The sequence below is a fragment of the Mycobacterium sp. UM_11 genome (assembly GCF_001414075.1).
In the GTDB taxonomy this organism is placed as follows: Bacteria; Actinomycetota; Actinomycetes; order Mycobacteriales; family Mycobacteriaceae; genus Mycobacterium.
In genome coordinates, this window is the sequence record NZ_LATC01000006.1 from 29965 (window position 1) to 50616 (window position 20652).

6 protein-coding genes and 1 pseudogene are annotated in these 20652 nt (G+C 70.5%); 3 read left to right on the forward strand and 4 right to left on the reverse strand.

Annotated features, from left to right (window positions below; genetic code table 11):
* Positions 1 to 3 precede the first annotated feature (3 nt).
* Together WU80_RS03005 and WU80_RS03010 are read left to right on the forward strand one after the other, a co-directional pair.
* On the forward strand, positions 4 to 1281 hold the full coding sequence (locus WU80_RS03005) for a cytochrome P450 (protein WP_055399461.1): 1278 nt from the start codon (positions 4 to 6) through the stop codon (positions 1279 to 1281).
* Entirely contained in the window at positions 1278 to 1697 is a 420-nt protein-coding gene (locus WU80_RS03010; RefSeq protein ID WP_055399459.1) for a hypothetical protein, read from the forward strand. The genes WU80_RS03005 and WU80_RS03010 overlap by 4 nt, the downstream gene beginning before the upstream one ends.
* A gap of 9 nt (positions 1698 to 1706) precedes the next feature.
* Here WU80_RS03010 and WU80_RS03015 read toward each other — a convergent pair whose 3' ends face one another.
* The 3 genes from WU80_RS03015 to WU80_RS03025 all read right to left on the reverse strand — a co-directional run bounded on the left by WU80_RS03015 (position 1707) and on the right by WU80_RS03025 (position 17515).
* Positions 1707 to 4298, reverse strand: coding sequence for a sugar epimerase family protein (locus WU80_RS03015; RefSeq protein WP_055399456.1), 2592 nt, complete (start codon positions 4296 to 4298; stop codon positions 1707 to 1709).
* Positions 4299 to 4323: 25 nt separating this feature from the next.
* Positions 4324 to 16842: a type I polyketide synthase gene (locus WU80_RS03020; protein WP_055399453.1), complete on the reverse strand. Its 12519-nt coding sequence runs from the start codon at positions 16840 to 16842 to the stop codon at positions 4324 to 4326.
* Between the two features lie 313 nt (positions 16843 to 17155).
* Positions 17156 to 17515, reverse strand: coding sequence for a hypothetical protein (locus tag WU80_RS03025; RefSeq protein WP_082459704.1), 360 nt, complete (start codon positions 17513 to 17515; stop codon positions 17156 to 17158).
* A 158-nt stretch (positions 17516 to 17673) separates the two neighbouring features.
* Here WU80_RS03025 and rbpA point away from each other — a divergent pair, with 158 nt between their 5' ends.
* Positions 17674 to 18009, forward strand: a complete 336-nt coding sequence (rbpA, locus tag WU80_RS03030; RefSeq protein ID WP_055399451.1) for an RNA polymerase-binding protein RbpA — start codon at positions 17674 to 17676, stop codon at positions 18007 to 18009.
* A 10-nt stretch (positions 18010 to 18019) separates the two neighbouring features.
* Here the strand turns inward: rbpA and lnt are convergent.
* Positions 18020 to 20604 (reverse strand): annotated as a pseudogene (gene lnt / locus WU80_RS03040) (apolipoprotein N-acyltransferase).
* Positions 20605 to 20652: the final 48 nt, after the last annotated feature.

Here is a 20652-nt window from a genome sequence, read left to right on the forward strand (position 1 = left end):
GAAATGACCGCGACAACCGGTGCGCCCAGCGTCTTCGAGGCCGGTCTCCCAACGCTCGAATACGACCTCACCGAATCGCCGCACGAGGTCTACCCTCGCATCCGGGCCGCGCAGCGGCAAGGCCCGATCGCCATCGGCCCGATCGGACCCGAAGTCCTGTCCTACGAGCTGGCCCGCAGCATCATGCGCGACACCCGGTTCGTGATTCCCCCCGGGTTGCATCTGACGGCGCAAGGCGTGACCTCAGGTCCGCTCTGGGACAGGGTCGTCGGCAGCATCATCTGCGCCGAGGGCGCCGAACATCATCGCCTGCGAAGCCTGGTGTCGAGGGCCTTCACACCGCGGGCCACCGCGCGGTTGCACAACACCATCGGCGCAGTCGTCAACGAACTCGTCGATGGCGTCGCCGGCGCCGGCCGCTGTGACGTTGTCACCGACATCGCCCGGCAGTACCCGATCCCCATCATCTGCGCACTGCTGGGCGCTCCCCGCGGCAGCTGGGAACAGTTCTCCCACTGGGCCGAAACCATCTTCAAGATGGTGAACTTCTCGGTGAACCTCGTCGACGAAATGCCCGTGGTCCTGCAAGGCTGGGCCGAGCTCGACGCCTATGTCGATGCCATGGTGGCCGAGCGACGACACCGCCTGACGGACGACCTACTCTCCGATCTCATCCGCGCCGAGGACCCGACTCGTCGAGGCGACCGGCTCACCGCGGACGAACTTCGGATGACCGTGGCCGGACTGTTGCTGGCCGGAACGGACACCACCCGCAACCAGCTGGCCGCCTCGATGCAGGTACTCCTCGATCACCCCGAGCAGTGGGCGATGTTGAGCGCGCACCCCGAACTCGCCGCGCCCGCGGTCGAGGAGAGCATGCGCCACTCCCCCGCGGTGTGCAACACGATCCGCACGGTGCACGAGGACGTGGAATTGGGCGGCTACACGTTTCCCGCCGGCACCCACATTCTGGTGAATTCTTTTGCCGCCAATCGTGATCCGGCCATCTATCCCGATCCGGACCGCTTCGACATCACCCGCACGGAGGCACCGGCCGTGCTCACGTTCGGCGGCGGCGTCCACTATTGCCTGGGCGCCAACCTGGCGAGGCTGGAGCTGGCCGAAGGTTTGCGGATTTTGGCGCAGCGGCTGCCGGACGCCCACCGCGTCGGACCGGCCCCGTGGAAGCCGATGCTCGGCATGAGCGGTCCGACAAGCCTTCTCGTGGAGTTCTCCCGGGCCGATCACCATCTCGCGAGCACCGCTGGAGGTCACCGATGAATGACTCGTCGCCGCGCCTGCATCACGTCGTCTTCGCCGTCGCGCGCGAGCGACATGACGCCGTGGGTCAGCTGTTCACGGAGCTGGGCTTCAGCTTCGACGAGATCAGCCTGGACGAACTGGGGCTCCGGGTGCTCCTGGATTGGAACCGGGGAATCGAGCTGATCAGCCCGCACCCCGCCTCCACCGCCGGGGTGGCCGCCTCGGTGGCCGAGTTCCTGGCGAGCCACGGCGACGGCGTCTACACGGTGGTGCTGCAGGTCGAAGGGGCGTCGCAAGCCGACGCTGTCGCCAAGCGTTATGGCTCCATCACCCGCTTTCGGCAAGGCTTCGAGGGCGAGGGCAATTACCTGGAGGAAATCGACCTTTCGGTGTGCGGCCTGCCGCTGACCTTCCTGTCGACCAACCTGCCCTGAGGCGCCGGCTCAGCCGGTTAGCGGTTGATCCACTTCCAGCACCCGGATCTCGCCCGACGCGCCGTCGACCTCGACGAGTGCGCCGGGCGGCAGCGACTTGGTGGCTCCCTGCACGTCCACCACGCAAGGGAACCCGAATTCGCGGGCCACCACAGCGGCATGCGACATCGGGCCGCCGAGTTCGGTCACCACCGCCGCGGCGTAGCAGAACGCCGCGGTGTATCCGACGTCGGTGACCTCGGCGACCAGTATCTCGCCCGGTTCCAGGTCGTCGATGGTCTCGGGCCGCACGATCCGCACCCGGCCGCGAACCTTGCCGCCGCACACCCCGACCCCGCGCAGGGTGTCGCCGCTGGCGAGAACCGCCGTGGCGGTTGTGGTCGGTTGCCAGCTGCCGCTGAACACCGTCGGCGGGACCACGCCGGCCAGCCGGCGTTGCTCGGCACGGCGCCGGGCCACCAACGCGCCGACATCCGCCGGCAGCGCATCGAGTTCGTCGACGAGGAGATAGAACACGTCATCGGCGGTTTCGACCATTTGGGCCTGAACCAACCGGCGCCCGTACTCGCGCATCAGGTTGCGCAGCACCCAGTTGGCCCGCACCACTTTGTCGCGACGGACTTCGCGGTCGCGGAGCTGGCGCGCCGCCAGCTGCGCAATGGGCCTGGCGTGCAACGGAATTCGGGCGTGCTGCGGCTGAGGCGTTTCAGGCGCGCTCATCGCCCTGGTCACCATCCGGACGAGCAACTCGGGATCGTCGGCGTAGCTGATGGACAGCATCTCGAGTTCGGCCGGGCCGCGATGCCCGATCAGCGCCAGCTCGGCCAGCACGGCGGCGTGAAACTCCGGGGCCTCCACCGCAAGCTTGCCCAGCCGCTCCCCCGGTTCGGCAAGCAGCGCCGTCACTTTCGGGTCGCGCCGCGCCGCGACCACCAATCGCTGCATGGCCTCGACCGATCGGGCACTGACCAATTCCGGCCCCGCCGGCGCGGCGGTGTCACGCCCGCACAGACCGCGCAGCAGGACGTTGAACGCGGCACACAGCATGAACGACGCCGAGGCCAGCACCCAGCCGTGGACCACATCGTCGCGCGCCAGCGAGATCAGGCTGAGCAGCCGGCGATCGTCCAACCGGGTGACGTCGTCGGCCAGGCGCTCCAGGCGATCGACATCGGCCACGAATTCGTGGGTGTCCCTGGATGAGCCGGCGGACAACCCGATGAGGTTGACGCCGAAGACCCCGATGTTCCGAACGGTCCGCAGTTGTCGTCGGATGCGGCTGGTTTCGGAGCGTGGACGTTCGTCCCCGAAGATCGGCAACGACGCCATGCTGGGGCCGAAGAATCCGCTGTTGCTGACGATCGTCGCGGGTTTGGCAAAGGGCACGGTTTCGGCCATGAAGTGCGCGGAGGTGATTGCGCCGTAGAGTCGATTGGCGAACACCGCGACAGTGCGCATCGCGATCTCGCGCTGGATGATGCCGCCGGGGCGCAGCCGCTCGGCTATGGCCACGCCGCCGGCGCGCAGACCGCGCACGGTCACCGAGGCCGACGCCGGCGAGAACGGGCCGGGCAGTGCCTCCGACAAATTGGTCGCCAGAAACGTCGGAAAGCGCGGGTCGATCGGGGTGTCGAACTCCCCGTTATCCCCCGGTGGGCCGGCCCATTCGGGCTTCACGCCGTCTTCGCTCGGCGCGTCGACAGCGGGCAGGTCCGCGATGAAGGTCATGCGCCACGGCAGCGATATCACCCGCCTGCCCAGCGTGATCCGACCGCGTACCGCGAGCGCGAAATCCTCGACGCACTCGGCGGAGTTCCACGCCGGGCGAAAGTCCCACTGCTCGCGCAACCGCGCGGTATCCATGAACGGGGCGCCGCGCACCAGCTTCAGCCCGGCCGATTCAACGCCCAACGGCACGATCGGGCGTCCGAGTGCCGCGGCGATGCGCCGGAAGGTCAGTTCACCGGGAGCTGCGAGATTGACCGCGCCGCTGCCGATTTCGCCGTCCACGATTGCCCGGCAGAATAACCGAAGCGCGTCGTCGAGGTGGACGACCTGCATGAGTCGGTCGACCGCCCCATCGGGGAAGGCCGGCAGCGCCAGCAGCCGGCGCACCCAGTTGTCGACGCCCCGGCCGAGAATCAGCGCGGAACGGACCGTGACCCATTCCAGACCCGATTCCTCGAGCATCCGTTCGGCCCGCGCCTTGTCTTCGCCGTCGGCGCCGACCGGCGCTTTCGGGTCGTGCTCGGTCTTCGGCGCGTCGCCGCCGCCATAAACGCGCGGCGACGACGCGAAAACGATTCTCCGGGCCCCGGTCTCGGCCGCCGCCGCCAGGACGTTGCGGGTGCCGTCGACGTTGACTTGCCGCCCGGCCCGATCGTCATGCGCCCAAGCGAAGTGGGCGACGACCTCCGCACCGGCCAGCGCGCGGTTGACCGCCGCGGCGTCCCGGACGTCGGCGGCGACGAATCCGGCTGCGCTCGGCCAGCTTTCGGGCCGATGGCGGGCGATTCCGATGACGTCGTGGCCCTCGCTGAGCAGGCGGGACGTGAGGCCCCGGCCGAGCACGCCGCCGGCCCCGGTGACGGCGATCCTCACTGGCTACCCTTGCCCAGGCTCATGGCTATTCGTCGTCGTCCATCAGCGCGGCGTTGAGGAGATCCTCGAGGTCCATGTCCGCGATGTCCTTCTCCGAGGTCGCGGCGTCGGCCGGTGCCTGTCCGTCGACACGACCGCCGTCGGCTTCGTTCGCCAACGCGAGCAACAGCTCCAGCACCCCGGCCTGTCGCAGGCGCTTGACCGGAATGGACCCCACAGCGCGCTGAATCTCCGCCTCCCCCGGCGCGGCGGCCGGACCCCGTTGCTCGGCCGTGCCGACGAGTTCGGAGTGCATGTAACCGGCCAGCGCGGCGGAGTTCGGGTAGTCGAAGATCAGCGTGGGCGACAGCGCCAGGCCGGTGGCGGATTTGAGGCGGTTGCGCATCTCGACCGCGGTGAGCGAATCGAAGCCCAGCTCCTGGAACGCGCGGTCCGGGTCGATGGACTCGGGGCTGGAGCTGCCGAGCACGGTGGCGATGTTGGCCCGCACCAGGTCCAGCAGCACCGCCTGCTGCTCGTCCTCGGGCAGTCCTTCGAGGCGTTGCAGCAGAGCCGATTTCGATTTCGCCGCGGCGAGCGAATCGTCGACCTGGCGCCGGGTCGGCGCGTTGATCAGATCGACGAACATCGGCGGCAACGTCCCGTTGTCGAACTTGACCCGCAGGGCGGCGAGGTCGATGTGGGCGGGCAACAGGAACGGCTCGTCGACGATGAGCGCGGTGTCCATGAGTTCCAGCGCCTCGTCGGAGGACATCGCGACAATGCCGTCGCGGCCGAAGCGGGCGCGATCGGCCGCCCCGAGCGCACCGGTCATGGCGCTGGCCTGATCCCACAGGCCCCAGGCCAGCGACATCGCCGGCAGGCCATGCATCCGCCGGTGCACGGCCAGCCCGTCCAGGAACGAGTTTGCCGCCGCGTAGTTGGCCTGGCCCGACGCTCCCGCCAGCCCCGCCATCGACGAGAACATCACGAACGCAGAGATATCCAGGTCGCGGGTCAGCTCGTGCAGGTTCCACGCCGCGTCGACCTTGGCCCGCAACACCGCCTCCACCCGTTCGGGGGTGAGCGAGGAAATCACCGCGTCGTCGAGCACACCGGCCGCGTGGATCACCCCCGAAAGCGGCCGGTGCACTGGGATATCGGCGATCACCTTCGCCAGCGCCTCGCCGTCGGCGGCATCGCAGGCCACCACGTGCACCTCGGCACCGGCGGCCGTCAGTTCGGTCGTCAACTCCGCGGCGCCCGGCGCGTCCAGGCCGCGCCGGCTCACCAACACCAAGTTGCGCGCGTCGTGGTGGCTCACCACGTGGCGGGCCAACGCCGAACCCGCCATTCCCGTGGCCCCGGTGATCAACACCGTGCCGGCCCCCAGGGCACCACCTGGCGCCGTTGGCACAGTCATCACGACCTTGCCCACGTGGCGGGCCTGGCTCAGATACCGCAGCGCCGCCGCCGCCCGTCGTACGTCAAACCTGGTCACCGGCAACGGCCGCAGCACGTCATCGGCGAACAACGCGGTCAGCTCGTCGAGGATCTCGGCGATGCGGTCCGGGCCGGCCTCGAACAGATCGAAGGCGCGGTAGCGCACCCCCGGGTGCGCCTCGGCGACCGCCTCGGGTGCGCGCATGTCGGTCTTGCCCATCTCCAGGAACACGCCGCCCGGGGCGACGAGGCGCAGGGAGGCATCGACGAAGTCGCCGGACAGCGAGTCCAGCACGAGGTCCACGCCACGCCCGCCGGTGACGGCGCGGAACTTGTCCTCGAATTCCAGGCTGCGGGAGTCCGAGATGTGGTCGTCGTCAAAGCCCATGGCCCGCAGGGTGTCCCACTTGCCGCGGCTGGCGGTGGCGAAGACCTCCAGGCCGAGGTGGCGGGCCAACTGCACCGCGGCCATCCCCACGCCGCCGGCGGCGGCGTGCACCAGCACCCGCTGGCCGCGCTTGGCCGCGGCCAGATCAACCAGGGCATAGAAGGCGGTGGCGAAAACCACCGTGGTCGTCGCGGCGGCCGTGTGCGACCAGCCGACCGGCATCTTGGCCAGCAGCCGGTGGTCGGTCCTGGCGATCGTGCCCGTGCCATCGGGGAACAGTCCCATGACGCGGTCACCGACCGCGAAACGTCCATCCTCCGAGGCGGTTTCGATGACGACGCCGGAGGCCTCGATGCCCATGACGGCGTCGGGGTCGGGATACAACCCGAGCGCGATCATCACGTCGCGGAAGTTCGCGGCCAGGGCCGAGACCGCGACCCGGACCTGTCCCGGCGCCAGCGGGGCGTCGGCGTCGGGAATGCGCTCCAGCCGTAGATTCTCGAACGTGCCGGGGCTGCTCATGCCGAGCCGCCACGGCTCGTCACCCGGCGGCACCAGCAGGCCGCCGACGGCGCGACTGCCATGCACCCGGGCGGTGTATACCGCCCCGCCGCGCAGCAATACCTGCGGCTCGCCGACCGACAGAGCCGCGGCGACCGACTCCTCGTCCAGGGCGCCGTCGGTGTCCACCAGCACGATCCGGCCGGGGTGTTCGGTCTGCGCCGAGCGCACCAGTCCCCACACCGCCGCGCCCGCCAGGTCGGTGACGTCCTCCCCCGGCAACGCCATCGCGCCGCGGGTCGCCACCACCAAGGTGCCCGCCCCGTCGCGGGCCAGCCAGGACTGCAGCACCGGCAGCACCGCACGCGTGGCCGCGTAGACGTCGGCGACGACGTCGGTCGCCACCGGCACCGACTCGAACACGACCGCCGACGGTTGTGCTTCGAAGTTGTCCGATTCCGTTGCGCCCCAGCGCGAGACCGAGACCGGCTGCACCGAGGTCGACCGTTGCGCCGACCAGATGACCTCGAAGAGGCGGTCGGGGCCCGAGCTGGACACCGCCGCCAGCAGCTGCTGATCGGTCACGGGTCGGGCCACCATCGACGCCACCGAGAGCACGGGCAGGCCCAGCCCGTCGGCGAGTTCGATCGACACGGCCGACTCACTCACCGGCACGATCCGCGCCCGCACCGCCGTCGCGCCCGCGGCGTGCAGGGAGACCTGCTGCCAGGAGAACGGCACCAGCATCGAACCTTCGGGGAGCTCGTCGCCGCCCGACGCCAAGATCACCGCGTGCAGCGCGGCATCGAGCATCGCCGGGTGGACGCCGAATCCGGCGGCGGACACCCCCGCGTCGGCGGGCAGGGTCACTTCCGCGAACACCTCGTCGCCGCGGCGCCACATGGAGGTGAGGCCACGGAACGCGGGCCCGTACCCATACCCGCGCTCGGCCAGCAGCTGATAGCCGTCGCCGATGTCCACCGGGGTGGCACCCAACGGCGGCCACGCCGACAGGTCGGCGCTCGGCTGCACCGACCCGGGCCGCAGCACACCCTCGGCGTGCAACGACCAACCCGCACCCGCATCGCCACGCGAGAACACCGACACCGCGCGGGCACCCGAGTCATCGGCGCCGCCGACCACGACCTGGACCGCAACCGAGCCCGAGTCCGGAAGCACCAGCGGCGCAGCCAGATTCAGTTCGTCGACAATTCCGCAGCCCACCTCGTCGCCGGCGCGGATGGCCAGCTCGACGAATCCCGCGCCGGGGAACAGCACCACGCCGCCGACGGCGTGGTCGGCCAACCAGCCCTGTGCGCCGGGCGACAACCGGCCGGTCAGCACCACTCCACCGGATGCCGGCAGCTCGACCACCGCGCCGAGCAGCGCGTGCTCGCCGGGCGCCAGGCCCAGCCCCGCGGCGTCAACCGTCGCGCCGTCACCGGAGAGCCAGAACCTGCGGCGCTCGAAGGCATAGGTGGGCAGCTCCACGAAATGGGCGTCGCCGACCACGGCGCGCCAATTTACGTCCATCCCGGCTACGAACCCCCGCGCGACCGCGTTGGTCAGCGTCACCGGTTCCGGGCGGTCCTTGCGCAGCGCCGACATGGTGATCACCGGCGCGTCCGGAAGCGTCTCCTCGATCGAAGCCGTCAGTCCACCGCCGGGGCCGACCTCGAAGAAGCGGTTGCCACCGGCCGCGTGCACGTAGCGGACGCTGTCGGCGAACCGCACCGCTTCGCGAATGTGCCGCTTCCAGTAGGCGGGCGAGGCGAAATCGTCGGCCGCCAGCTGCCCGGTCACGTTCGACACGATCGGTATCGTCGGTTTGCCGACGGCGAGCCCGGCGGCGACCGTGCCGAACTCGTCGATCATCGGTTCCATCAACGGCGAGTGGAACGCGTGCGACACCGCCAACCGATGGACGCGGCGGCCGTCGGCGCGGAGTTGGTCCGCGATCGCGCTCACTGCGTCCTCGGCGCCCGAAATGACCACGGACGCGGGCCCGTTGACCGCGGCGATGCCGACCTCTGGCACGAGCAGCGGGCGCACTTCCTCCTCGGTGGCCTGGACGGCGACCATCGCCCCGCCCTCGGGCAGGGCTTGCATGAAGCGGCCCCGGGCGGCGACCAACACCGCCGCATTCTGTAGCGACAGGACACCGGCGACGTGCGCGGCGGCCAACTCCCCGATCGAGTGGCCGAGCACGAAGTCGGGGCGAATGCCCCAGGATTCGAGCAGCCGGAACAGGGCGACTTCCACCGCGAACAACGCCGGCTGCGCGAATTCGGTGGTGTTCAGGACGTTTTCGTCGGCTCCCCACATGACGTCGCGCAGGGGCCGCAACAGATGCCGGTCCAGCTCCGCCACGACGCTGTCGAACGCCTCGGCGAACACTGGGTACGCGTCGTGCAAACCCCTTCCCATACCGAGCATTTGGGCGCCCTGGCCGGGGAAGACGAAGACGGTCTTGCCGCCGGGCGTCGCCGTCCCCTGAACGACCGAAACGACTTGACCGGTCGCCACCTCGTCCAGGCCCGCCATCAGCTGCCCGCGGTCGCCACCGACGACCACGGCCCGATGTTCGAAGTGGGAGCGGCGCGCCAGCGACCATGCCACATCGGCGATGTCGAGCTCGCCGTGCCCGCGCAGGTGCGCGGCCAGCCGATCGGCTTGAGAGCTCAACGCGGGCAGCGACTTTGCCGAGATCGCCCACGGCAACACCGGCGGCCGCTCACGGTCGGCGGCGGGTGCGTCCTGGACGGGTGCGGCCTCGATGATGACGTGGGCATTGGTGCCGCTGATTCCGAACGACGACACGCCGGCGAGGCGCGGGCGAATAGCCGGCCAGGCCCGGTGTTCGGTCAGCAGCGACACCGATCCCGCCGACCAGTCGACGTGCGGGCTGGGCTCGTCGACGTGCAGGGTGGCCGGCAGTAGGTCGTGGCGCATCGCCAGCACCATCTTGATGACACCGGCCACGCCTGCGGCGGCCTGGGTGTGACCCATGTTCGACTTGATCGATCCCAACAGCAGCGGCTCGGCGCGGTCCTGCCCGTAGGTGGCCAGCAACGCCTGGGCCTCGATGGGATCACCCAACGTGGTGCCCGTGCCGTGGCCCTCGACCGCGTCGACCTCGGCCGCGGACAACCCGGCGTTGGCCAGCGCCGCACGGACCACACGTTGCTGGGACGGGCCGTTGGGGGCGGTCAGGCCGTTGGATGCGCCGTCGGAGTTGATCGCCGAACCGCGCACCACCGCCAGCACCGGGTGGCCCAGCCGCTGCGCGTCCGACAGGCGTTCCAGGACAAGCATTCCGCCGCCCTCGGAGAACCCGGTGCCGTCGGCTGCCCCCGCGTACGCCTTGCACCGGCCATCGGCGGACAACCCCCGCATGCGGCTGAACTCCACGAAGATGTCAGGTGTGGCGTTGACGGTGACGCCACCCGCAAGCGCCAGGTCGCACTCGCCCGAGCGCAGCGACTGCGCCGCCATGTGCAGCGCCACCAAGGACGACGAGCACGCCGTGTCGACCGACACCGCGGGGCCCTCCAGCCCCAGCACGTATGACACCCGTCCCGACGCCACGCTCGACGACTGCCCGGTCAGGCGGAAGCCCTCGGCGGCCGGGGCGGCCCCCATGCCGTAGCCCTGGGTGTACACGCCGGCGAACATTCCGGTCGCGCTGCCCCGCAACGCGGCGGGGTCAATTCCGGCCCGCTCCAACGCTTCCCAGGACAGCTCCAGGAACATCCGCTGCTGCGGGTCCATCGCCAGCGCCTCGCTGGGCGCGATGCCGAAGAACGCCGGGTCGAAGTCCGCGACGCCGTCCACAAAGCCGCCGGTGCGGGTGTAGCAGGTGCCCGGGACGTCGGGATCCGGGCTGTAGATGCCGGCCAGGTCCCAGCCACGGTCGGTGGGGAACTCCGAGAGCACGTCGCGGCGATCGACAAGCATCTGCCACAGGTCGTCGGGGGAATTCACCCCGCCCGGATAGTGGCAGGACATGCCGACGATCACGATCGGGTCGTCGCCGACCTGGCGGGCGACCGGGGCGGGCGCAATCTCCCGCGGCACCCCGGCGAGTTCGCCGCGGATGTAGCCCGCCAGGCCGTTGGGCGTCGGGTAGTCGAAGATGAGGGTGGGTGAAAGCGCAAGCCCGGTGGCGGTTTTCAGCCGGTTGCGCATTTCGACCGCGGTCAGCGAGTCGAAGCCCAGGTCCTGGAACGCCTTGTCCGGGTCGATCGCCTCCGGCGTGGTGTTGCCCAAGACGGTGGCAATGTGCGAGCGCACCAGGCCCAGCAGCACGGCCTGCTGTTCTGCCTCGGGCAGCCCGTGCAGGCGGTGGGCCAGAGCCGATTTCGACTTGGCGGCCGCGAGCGAGTCGTCGACCTGGCGCCGCGCGGGCGCGTTGACCAGGTCGGCGAACATGGGTGGCACCGCGGCGGCGTGCGCGCGCAGCGCGTTCAGGTCGATGCGGGCGGGGGCCAGGAACGGCTCGTCGAGGATCACCGCGGTGTCGAACAATTCCATCGCCTCGTCCGACGACAACGCCAGGATGCCGTCGCGACCCAGCCGCGCGAGGTCGGCGGCGTCCAGCCCGCCGGTCATCGCGCTGGCCTGATCCCACAGCCCCCATCCCAGCGAGATGGCCGGCAGCCCGTGGGCCCGCCGATGCGCGGCGAGTCCGTCGAGGAAGGAGTTGGCCGCCGCATAGTTGGCTTGCCCCGACGACCCGACGAGGCCGGCCATCGACGAGAACATGACGAACACCGAAAGGTCGAGACCGCGGGTGAGCTCGTGCAGGTTCCAGGCGGCATTCACCTTGGCGCGCAACACCGCATCCACGCGTTCCGGAGTCAACGAGGTGACGACCGCGTCGTCGAGGACGCCGGCGGCATGGATGACCCCGGTCAGCGGGTGGCTCGCCGGTATCTCGGCGAGCACGGCGGCCAGCGCCTCGCGGTCGGCGGCGTCGCACGCGACCACCCGCGCACGGGCGCCGGCGCGCTCCAACTCGGCGACCAACTCGGCCGACCCGGCCGCGGCGGAGCCGCTGCGGCTCAGCAACACCAGGTTCTGCACCCCGTGTTCGGTCACCAGGTGCCGGGCGAGCGTCGAACCCGCCATTCCGGTCCCGCCGGTGATCAGCACGGTGCCCGCGGTCCACGGGACGGGAAGCGTCATGACGACCTTGCCGATGTGGCGGGCCTGGCTCAGGTATCGCAACGCCGCCCGAGCGCGCCGAATGTCGAAGGTGGTCACCGGCAGTGGCCGCAGCACGCCGGCGTCGAAAAGACCGGCCAGCTCGATCATCCACTGGTGCATCCGCGGCCGGCCGGGCTCGAAGAGGTCGAAGGCGCGGTAGCGCACGCCCGGATACTCCTGCGCGATCACACCGGGATCGCGGATGTCGGTCTTGCCCATCTCCAGGAACATGCCGTCGGGGGCCACCAGCCGCAGCGAGGCATCCACGAAATCGCCTGCCAGCGAATCCAGCACCACGTCCATGCCGCGGCCACCGGTCACCGCGCGGAATTTGTCCTCGAATTCCAGGCTGCGGGAATCCGAGATGTGGTCGTCGTCGAAACCCATGGCCCGCAACGTGTCCCACTTGCCCCGGCTGGCCGTCGCGAAGATCTCGAGGCCGAGGTGCCGGCCCAACTGAACGGCGGCCATGCCCACACCGCCGGCGGCGGCGTGCACCAGCACCCGCTGCCCCGGCTTGACCTGGGCCAGGTGCACGAAGGCCATGTACGCGGTGGTGAAGACGGCCGAGATGGCGGCGGCTTCGGCGTACGACCAATCAGCCGGCATCGGCTGCAGCAGGCGCACATCGCCGGCGACCAGCGTGCCGCTGCCGTCGGGGAAGAACCCGTACACCGAGTCGCCGACCGCGAAATCGGTGACGCCCGGGCCGACTTCCGTGACCACGCCGGCGCCCTCACCGCCGAGCAGCGCGTCGTGGGTGAACATGCCCAGGGTGATCATGATGTCGCGGAAGTTGGCGGCGATGGCGCGCAGCGCGACGCGGACCTGGCCCGGCTCCAACGGCGCGGCGGCGTTGGGAACCGGCTCCAGCCTTAGGTTTTCGAAGGTGCCGGCGCTGCTGATGCCCAGTCGCCAGGGTCCCTCGGCCGGGGGCACCAGAAGGTCGTCGGCTGCGCGGCTGGGCCGCACGCGTGGGGTGTAAAGCTGGCCGCCGCGCAACAGTACCTGCGGCTCGCCGGCCGCGAGCACCGACGCCGCCACCTGATCATCCAGCGGCACATCGCAATCCACCAGGACGATGCGGCCCGGGTGTTCCGTTTGCGCCGAGCGCACCAGGCCCCATACGGCCGAGCCGGCCAGGTCGCTGACGTCCTCGCCCGCCAATCCCACCGCGCCGCGGGTCGCAACGATCAACACCCCGGAGTCGCGCTCGGCCAACCAGGCTTGCACCGCGCTGAGCGCCTCGTGGGTGCGCTGGTAGCTCGCGGTGACGGGATCCTGGTCGGTGACAACGGATTCCACGATCTCGTAGGAGGGCGCCGGGTCGGTGGCGGCCGGGGCGGCCGAAGGCGACCAGGCGACCTCGAAGAGTCGCTCGGGACCCGAGCTCGACACCGCCGCGCGCAGCTGGCGCTCGCTGACCGGACGGGCAACCATTGCACCGACCGTCAACACCGGCAAGCCCAGCCCGTCGGCGAGCTCGATCGAGATCGCGGTGGTGCCCCCGCCGCCCTGCCGGGCGGTGGGCGCGATCCGCGCGCGGACCGCGGTCGCGCCCGCGGCATGCAGCGAGACATCCTGCCACGAGAACGGCAACATCACATCGACGGGCCGGCCCGCCGCCTGCTGGGCCATGATGACGGCGTGCATTGCCGCGTCGAGCAATGCCGGGTGGACGCCGAACCCGCTGACGCCTCCCGCCGCGTCCGGCAGCTGCACTTCGGCGAACACTTCGTGGCCGCGGATCCACGTCGCCGTCAGCCCCCGAAACGCCGGGCCGTAACCGTATCCGTGCGCCGCCAACTGGTCGTAGCCGTCGGCCAGGTCCACCGCGACCGCACCCTCGGGCGGCCACACCGACAGGTCGGCGGCGGCCTCGATCGACCGGGAGCTCAGCATGCCTTCGGCGTGGCATACCCATCCCGAACCGGCGTCGGCGCGGGAAAACACCGACACGGCGCGCCGGCCCGATTCGTCGCCGGCGCCGACAACCACCTGTACGGCAACCGAACTCGAGGCGGACAGCATCAGGGGCGCCTGCAGCGTCAACTCGTCCACCACCGGACAACCGACTTCGTCGCCGGCCCGGATCGCCAGCTCGACGAAGCCCGCGCCCGGGAACACCGCGGCACCGGAGACGGCGTGATCGGCCAGCCAGCCCTGCAGGCTCGGCGACAGCCGACCCGTCAGCAGCACCCCGTCCGAGGCCGGCAGCTCCACGACCGCGCTGAGCAAGGCGTGCTCGCTGGTCCCCAGCCCCAGGCCCGCGGCGTCCGCCCCGATGCCCTCGCCGGACAGCCAAAACCTGCGCCGGTCAAAGGCGTACGTCGGCAGCTCCACGAAGCTCGCGCCGGTCAACACGCCGCGCCAACTCACGCTGACGCCCGCGGCGAACGCGACGGCGGCCGACGTCAGGAACCGCCCGAGTCCGCCGTCGTCGCGGCCCAGGGTGGGAACCACGATGGCCTCGGAGTCACCGGCGGCGTTTTTCAGGCAGTCGTTGGCGGTGTCTTCGACACCGGCGATCAGCGCGGGATGCGGGCTGGACTCGATGAAGGTGCGGTAGCCGTGCTCGCATGCGGCGCGCACCGCCTGGTCGAACTGCACGGTCTGCCGGATGTTGCGATACCAGTAGGCGGCGTCCAAACCGGCCGTGTCCAAACGATTTCCGGTCACTGTGGAGAAGAAGGCGATGCGCGAGGAACGCGGCTCGATACCGGCCAGGGCCTCGGCCAGCTCGTCACGGATGGCCTCGACCTCGACCGAGTGCGACGCGTAGTCCACGTCGATCCGTCGGGTGCGCAGCTCCAGGTCGGCGCAGAACCCGACGAGCTCGTCGAGGGCCGCCACGTCACCCGATACCACCACCGCGGAGCGGCCGTTGACGGCGGCGATGCTGACGCGATTGCCGTAGGGCGCCAACAGTTCCCGCGCGCGATCGGTGCTGCACGCGATCGACAGCATGCCCCCGGAGTGGGCCAGCGATCGCAGCAGTTGGCTGCGCAGCGTGACCACCCGGGCCGCATCGCGCAGCGACAGGGCGCCGGCGACATACGCCGCGGCGATCTCACCCTGCGAATGGCCGATCACCGCGTCCGGGCTAACCCCGACCGACTTCCACAGTTCGGCCAGCGAGACCATCACGGCGAACAGCACCGGCTGCACCACGTCCACGCGGTCCATACCCGGGGCCCCGGGTGCGCCGCGCAGGACGTCGATCAGCGACCAGTCGACGAATTCCGAGAACGCTTCGGCGCACGCATCGATCTGCTGGGCGAATATCGGTGCGGCGTTCAGCAATTCGACGCCCATGCCCAGCCACTGCGAACCCTGGCCGGGGAACACGAAGACGTTCTTGCCCGCCGGCACCGCGGAGCCCTGGATCACCGAACCGGTTAGGTCCGCCATTTCGGAGCCGGCCAATTCGTCCAGCCCGGCCAGCAATCGGTCCCGGTCGCCACCGACGACGACGGCCCGATGCTCGAAGGTCGCGCGGCCGGCCAGCGTCCAAGCCACGTCGGCGACCTCGAGCTCCTCGTGGCCGCGAACGTGTCCAGCCAGCCGGGCGGCCTGAGACCTCAACGCCGACAACGACTTCGCCGACACCACCCACGGCACCACCGCCGGCTTCGGGCGGTCCTCCGGCGGCTCGGGCGCTGGCGCCGCCTCGACGATCACGTGCGCGTTGGTGCCGCTGATGCCGAACGACGACACGCCGGCCCTACGCGGCCGTTCGGCCGCCCAGGGTTGCGCCTCGGTCAGCAGTGACACCGATCCCGCCGACCAATCCACGTGCGGGCTGGGCGCGTCGACATGCAATGTGGCAGGCAACATCTCGTGGCGCATGGCTTGGACCATCTTGATCACCCCGGCCACGCCCGCAGCGGCCTGGGTGTGACCCATGTTCGACTTGATCGAACCCAGCCACAGCGGCTCGGGGCGATCCTGGCCGTAGGTCGCCAACAGCGCCTGGGCCTCGATGGGGTCACCCAGCGTGGTGCCCGTGCCATGGCCCTCGACGACGTCGACGTCGGCCGGCGACAAGCCGGCGTTGGCCAGCGCCGCGCGCACCACCCGCTGCTGCGACGGACCGTTGGGCGCGGTCAACCCGTTCGACGCACCGTCCTGGTTGACCGCCGAGCCGCGCACCACCGCCAGCACCGGATGGCCCAGCCGCCGCGCATCCGAGAGTCGTTCGACGACCAGCATCGCGCCGCCCTCCGACCAACCGACGCCGTCGGCCGCTCCGGCGTAGGCCTTGCAGCGGCCGTCCGGGGCCAGCCCGCGGTGGCGACTGAACTCGACGAACACGGTCGGGGTGGCGTTGACGGTCGCGCCCCCGGCAAGCGCCAGATCGCACTCGCCCGAGCGCAGCGACTGCACCGCCATGTGCAACGCCACCAGCGACGACGAGCAAGCGGTGTCCACCGAGACCGCCGGGCCCTCCAGCCCCAGCACGTACGACACCCGGCCCGAAGCGACGCTGGAGGTCATGCCGGTCAGGCGGTAGCCCTCGATCTCCTCGGCGAGCATGCCGTAGCCCTGGACGATGAGGCCGGCGAACACGCCGGTGGCGCTGCCCCGCAGGCCGCTCGGATCGATCCCGGCCCGCTCCAGGGCCTCCCAGGACAGCTCCAGCAGCATCCGGTGCTGCGGATCCATGGCGAGCGCCTCGCTCGGCGCGATGCCGAAGAACGCCGGATCGAAGTCGGCGACACCGTCCACGAAACCGCCGGTCTGTGCGTACGTCTTATGGCGGGCGTCGGGGTCCGGGTCGAACAGGCTCGCCAGGTCCCAGCCGCGATCGGTGGGGAATTCGGTGATGACGTCGCGGCCGTCGGCGACCATCTGCCACAGGTCTTCTGGGGTCTCTACTCCGCCGGGGAACCGGCAGGACATGCCGACGATCGCGATCGGCTCGCTCGACCGCTCCAGCAGCGCACGGTTGGTGCGTTTCAGGCGCTCGACCTGGACCAGCGCTTTGCGCAGCGCTTCGGTCGCATGCTGGAGTTGATCCACCATCACTACCTCTCGCCTAACTTGGCCGTCAGCTGCCCCGATGCGACTCTCGCCGAGTCACGGAAATTGCTGCACGATGCGAAGTCGTGCTGCTCTCCGGCCCAAGAATGTCGCTGGTGAGTATGGCCAACTCCGACGGGATTTCAAAACGTCCGATGCTCCCGGCTGCTACAGGAGGACCGTCTTTGGCGCGCGCGACGCGCCGCAGCGCCCGCGGGTCTCGTGGCCTGCCCGGACCCGAGTGCACCGCGGTACAACTGACGCGCCGTCCATGGCGCGACTGTACCCGGCTGAGCATCGCTGGTGGTCAGAGCGGTCAGACACCCGCCCGGCGCCAGCCGTCGGCGGCCCGGGCGGCGCTGATCAGCACGTCGCACAATTCTCGCAGTTCGGTCGCCGGGGCCCCCTCTTCCAGGGCGGTGGCGACGTCTTCCGCGGCGCACCGCACCTGGTAGACCCGGTCCGACAGGTCGGCCGCGTCGTCGGCCGACAGCACGATCGCGTCGGCGGGTAGCGCCAGGCCGGCCCCGCCGCCGCCCCGCGTCAGCGAGGCGCGCTGTTCGTATGCCCGCTGCCGGCACGACTGCCGGCAGTACTGGCGGCGCCGTCCCATCCCGGCGTCGGACACGTCTCGACCGCACCAGCGGCACGGCTGCGGGTGGGTGCGACGGCTCACGCCTGCCGACTTTATCGGGATTGCGCGGCGATCCCGGTATCATTGAAGGCCGCGTCGCGTACGCCGGCGGCCCATCGCGGGAACTACGCGGAGCGCCGCAACGTTTGCCGAACGGACATACTTGCCCGACAGCTCAGAGGACCCAGAGGAGTAGCAACATGGCTGATCGCGTTCTTAGGGGCAGTCGCCTCGGAGCCGTGAGCTACGAGACCGACCGCAACCACGACCTCGCGCCGCGCCAGATCGCGCGGTACCGCACCGACAACGGCGAGGAGTTCGAGGTCCCCTTCGCCGACGACGCCGAGATCCCCGGCACCTGGCTGTGCCGCAACGGCATGGAAGGCACCCTGATCGAGGGCGACCTGCCCGAGCCCAAGAAGGTGAAGCCGCCGCGCACGCACTGGGACATGTTGCTCGAGCGTCGCAGCGTCGAAGAACTCGAAGAGCTGCTCAAGGAGCGGCTCGAAATCATCCGCACCCGCCGCCGGGGCTGAGCCCGGCCGCTTAGGTGCGGTTGTCGGCGCGCTGGCTGCCGGCGCGGGTCCTGCGGCCCTCGATGCCCCAGCGGGTCACCTTGACCAGCGCCTCGCGGATGTTGGATCCGCTCATCTTGGAGACGCCGAGCTCGCGTTCGGTGAAGGTGATGGGCACCTCGGCGATGACGAACCCGCCGCAGACGGTGCGCCAGGTCAGGTCGATCTGGAAGCAGTAGCCCTTGGAATCGACCGCATCGAGCCCGATCGCCTCGAGGACCTCGCGGCGGTAGGCGCGGTAACCGGCGGTGATGTCATGCACACCGATACCCAGCGCGAGCCGCGCATAGGTGTTGGCCGTCCACGACAGCGCCCAGCGCCGCCACGGCCAATTTCGCACCGCCCCGCCCTCCACGTAGCGGGAACCGATGGCCAGATCGGCTCCGGCGTCGACGGCGTCCAGCAGCAGGTGCAGCTGCTCGGGGGCGTGGCTGCCGTCGGCGTCCATTTCGACCAGCACCGAGTAGTCGCGGCTCAGCCCCCAGGCGAAGCCCGCCAGGTAGGCGGCACCCAGCCCGTCCTTGGCGGTGCGGTGCATCACGTGGGTGCGACCGGCATCGGCGGCCGCCAGTTCCTCGGCGAGCTCGCCCGTGCCGTCCGGGCTGCTGTCGTCGACGATGAGCAGGTGCACGTGGGGGCAGGCGTCCTTCAGCCGCCGGTGGATCACCGGCAGGTTCTCCCGCTCGTTGTAGGTGGGGATGATCACCAGGACGCGTTCGCTGGGACGGCTCCCCGGGACCCGGGGCGCCGGCTGGCCGGTGGTCATGTAGCTCCTCTGTGTCGGCCGGAATGGCGCGACGGTCGTCGGCCGCCCTCGTGGGGCGGAGTGTAGTCACCGTCGGTGTCCGGCGGCGTCTGGTCCCCGCCCTCCTCGGGCGGACTGGCTGAGTCGGCCTCGTCGGGCGGGCTGTCGCCCGCGGGCGCACCGCCGTTCGGGGATTCGTCCGGGGCCTCGGACCTCTGACGAATGGGACGCGGGAACCATCTATTGTGCCGTATCCCGGCCAGGATGGCCGCTCCGGCCGCCGCGACCAGGAGCCACTGCAGCAGCGGGCCCCACCGCGTCGCCGGCGTCAGTTTGGTCTTCAGCCGCACCTGGATGTCCAGGTAGTCGGGCTGGAAGAAGTCCGTGCGCACCAGTTCGGCGCCGTCCGGCGCGATCACCGCGCTGATGCCCGTGGTGCCGGCGACCACCACGTATCGGTCGTGCTCGACCGCGCGCACCTTGGCGAATCCCAGCTGCTGTTCGCTCATCGTCTTGTTGAAGGTGGCGTTGTTGCTCGGCACGGCCAGCAACTGGGCACCGTTGAGCACCGCCTTGCGCGGCACCCGGTCGAAGATCACTTCCCAGCAGGTGGCGACCCCGACCGGCACCCCGGCGATGTGCACGACGTCGCTGCCCGGCCGGGGCACCATGTTCCCGGCGCGGTTGGCATAGCCGGAGAGATGCCGAAACAGCCAGGGCATCGGCAGGTATTCGCCGAACGGTTGCACGATCTCCTTGTCGTGCCGGTCCGCGGGGCCGGTTGACGGGTTCCACACGATCATCGTGTTGGTGTATTGCGGGTTGTCCGGCGGGCTGCCGGGCAGTTCGGACACGGTGCCGATGAGGATCGGGGCGCCGATCGCGGTCGCGGCCTGCGATATCTCCAGCGCGGCGTCGACATTGGCCAGCGGATCGATGTCCGAGGAGTCTTCCGGCCAGATGACGAATTGCGGTTGCGGCGCCTGCCCGGAGCGCACGTCCTCCGCCAGCCGCAGCGTCTCGTGGACGTGGTTGTCGAGCACCGCCCGGCGTTGCGCGTTGAAGTCGAGGCCCAGCCGCGGCACGTTGCCCTGCACCGCCGCGACGGTGACCGAGGGCTCGCCGCCCGACCCGGTGCCGGCGTGCCGCACCTGCGGCCAGACGATGACCGACGCGAACAACACGAGGCATATGCAGACGCCCGGCAGGACCACCGCCGGCGGTGCCGCATCGGCGTTCGGCGGTTGGTCGCCGCTTCGCGCCCGACGGCCGGCGTGCCACCACTCCACGATCTCGATTGCGATGGCGGTCGCGCTGAAGCCGATCAGCACGATCGCCAGGGAGAGCAGCGCGGCGCCGCCGAGCTTCGCCAGCGGCAGGAAGGGGCCCTGCGCCTGGCCGAATGCCACCACGCCCCAGGGGAAGCCGCCAAACGGCAGGGTGGATTTCAGCCACTCCTGGGCGGTCCACACCAGGGCGAACCAGACGGGCCAGCCCGGCAACCCGCGCACCAGCACGGCGCACAGCCCGAACAGGGCGGGGAACAGCGCGCATGTCATCGCCAACACCGCCCAGGGCACGGCGCCGACGAGGGTGCTGATCCAGGGCAGCAGCGGCAGATAGAAGGCCAGCCCGAACAAGAACCCGTAGCCCAGACCGCCCGCCGGCGTGGTCGCGGGGTGTTTGAGCACCCAGGCCAGCAGCGCGGACGCGACGACCGCGGCCCACCACCAGTTCAGGGAGGGGAAGCTGGTGAACAGCAGCACACCGCCCGCGGTGGCGCACCCCAGCCGGGCCAGCCGCGGCCGCATGGCGGCCCGGACGGCGGGCAGCCGCGCGAGCACCGCCGCGCCCAGCCG

What these genes read in the sequence shown, in the direction of transcription:
- WU80_RS03005 (WP_055399461.1), top strand. Translation starts at nt 4, where the DNA reads ATGACCGCGACAACCGGTGCGCCCAGCGTCTTCGAGGCCGGTCTCCCA.
- WU80_RS03020 (WP_055399453.1), bottom strand. Translation starts at nt 16,842, where the DNA reads ATGGTGGATCAACTCCAGCATGCGACCGAAGCGCTGCGCAAAGCGCTG.
- WU80_RS03010 (WP_055399459.1), top strand. Translation starts at nt 1,278, where the DNA reads ATGAATGACTCGTCGCCGCGCCTGCATCACGTCGTCTTCGCCGTCGCG.
- rbpA (WP_055399451.1), top strand. Translation starts at nt 17,674, where the DNA reads ATGGCTGATCGCGTTCTTAGGGGCAGTCGCCTCGGAGCCGTGAGCTAC.